Genomic DNA, 1,788 nt, shown 5'->3' with positions numbered 1-1,788 from the left:
CTTGAACGGCTTAATTGGTAATCAGCGAAGACCTGCATGAGTATCATTACTCACTACAGAAGTGACATGCTCCCAATCTGAGAGAGCTTGGACAACCACAATTCAAACTGCTCGGGAACATTTACTAGAAAAAGATCCGAGGGAACTATACCTTGATTTTTTCACTGATCTCAAGCGTCAGATAGAGCAAGACTCATCTAAATCAGCACGACTAGCACGCCTGTTAGAGCAGGTTGCTATTCGTGGATTTGGAATGACTAAGGAACAAGTGCGAATTGAGAAACCAGCAAGAGGTAGTAGTCGATGGAGAGTAAATCTGGATGTTGCATCAATTCAACAACACCTTCAAAGCCATATTGTAGGAGAACACTTCCTTAACTCGATTACTTCTGATGACGTTTGGGGAAACCATGATTTTCTCATCGGGTCTTCTGATGTGAGCCAGCATCGCAGTTCTGTACCTATTCCCGCACGATTTTTCACACGCAGTGTACCCTTTTTACTTAACAATGCTGCTGGTGCTGTACTTAGGGTGCAACAGGGTCAAGCGAGTTATGATCCGCCTCGATTCAACCCCCAACCGAATGAAGAATTACTCAAATGGATGCTAATTGACCCCTCGTACCAAGACGAGCTAGAACCTGAAGATTATCAGCGCTGTCTAGCCTCAGCAATGGATGTTGGTCAGTATAAATTTGACTATCAATATTTGTTGAATGCAGACCGAAGTCGTCCAGATATTATCCTCAGAGATGGTAGCCTATTTCCGCAGGATGCTTACCTAGACAACTTTTTAATTGAAAATAGGCGGGGTGAATTCACTCGCGAAGCAATACGAGGTCTGCTTGAATGTCTCGATTGTGCTAAAAACTCTGGGATTATTTACTGTGGAGTATCCAAAAATGTACGTTTAAAAGTTTATAGTGCCGTGTTGGATTGGTATATAGCTAAGGAGATAGATCCGAAGTGGGAAGCGGGAAACTATACTCTTAATGATGGACAAATGATGACATTGTTGTTGTCCGATCCTTCGTTTGTTGGTGATTATCTAAAACAAACCATAGCTACCTGTCTGATACGTCGTTCTTTCACTACAAGAGCTACTTTGAATGAAAAAGCTAATCTTACAGACTTAGAAAGCTCTTACTTTGAACGTTATGAAAAACAACATGACATTAACATCAGTTCTTATAAACAATTGTGTAAGATTTTTCATATGTATATGTTTTTTATCGGCCACTCCAAAAACCCTAATCAGCAGTTACCTCGGTATGAATTTTTCCACAATGATTCTCTTGGCTCAGTATCATCAATAGCACAGAAAATTCTAACGGCTTTACGATATTCTAGTATAGATATTGACCAAGATCATTCATTTATGGCTGAGGAGCCAATTACGTATATAATACCAACAGTTACTCAGCAAGCACATATTTACTCAAAGGATGTGGGTAAGTACATAACTGATGGCACTGGACAATTGCTCATGTCCCGATATAAAGCTCTACTATCAGAAATGGTTTAGGATATCTGAATCATGCAAATCGTTGCCGGCATTAGTTTAAAAGGAATCAAACCGCGTGTATGGGATAGAACCTCAGAGTATTACCTTCCCCAACTACACGCGGTAATGATTTCCTACGCCGATTTTCACAAAATGCCTAAACGCAGGCGTGAGGCAATGGAAAAGGGACTGCACGAATCTCTGGGTATCAGGGTAAGCTCATCTAATTTAGTATAAATTGTACTTGACAAAAAGACAAATATAAAAAATGTGGTATTTACGTA

The 1,788-nt window shown here is 40.2% G+C and carries 2 protein-coding genes; both read left to right on the top strand.

The window, feature by feature from the left end:
- Positions 1–61 precede the first annotated feature (61 nt).
- Positions 62–1,525 (top strand): hypothetical protein, encoded by a 1,464-nt coding sequence (locus tag QUA04_RS29510; RefSeq protein WP_333264305.1) that lies wholly within the window; start codon positions 62–64, stop codon positions 1,523–1,525.
- 12 nt (positions 1,526–1,537) lie between these two features.
- Positions 1,538–1,741, top strand: a complete 204-nt coding sequence (locus tag QUA04_RS29505; RefSeq protein WP_333264302.1) for a hypothetical protein — start codon at positions 1,538–1,540, stop codon at positions 1,739–1,741.
- Positions 1,742–1,788: the final 47 nt, after the last annotated feature.

The organism is Microcoleus sp. S13_C5 (assembly GCF_036700845.1).
In the GTDB taxonomy this organism is placed as follows: Bacteria; Cyanobacteriota; Cyanobacteriia; order Cyanobacteriales; family Microcoleaceae; genus Microcoleus.
The sequence above is the reverse complement of the archived record's forward strand: the minus strand, read 5'-3'. Positions and strand labels throughout refer to the sequence as shown.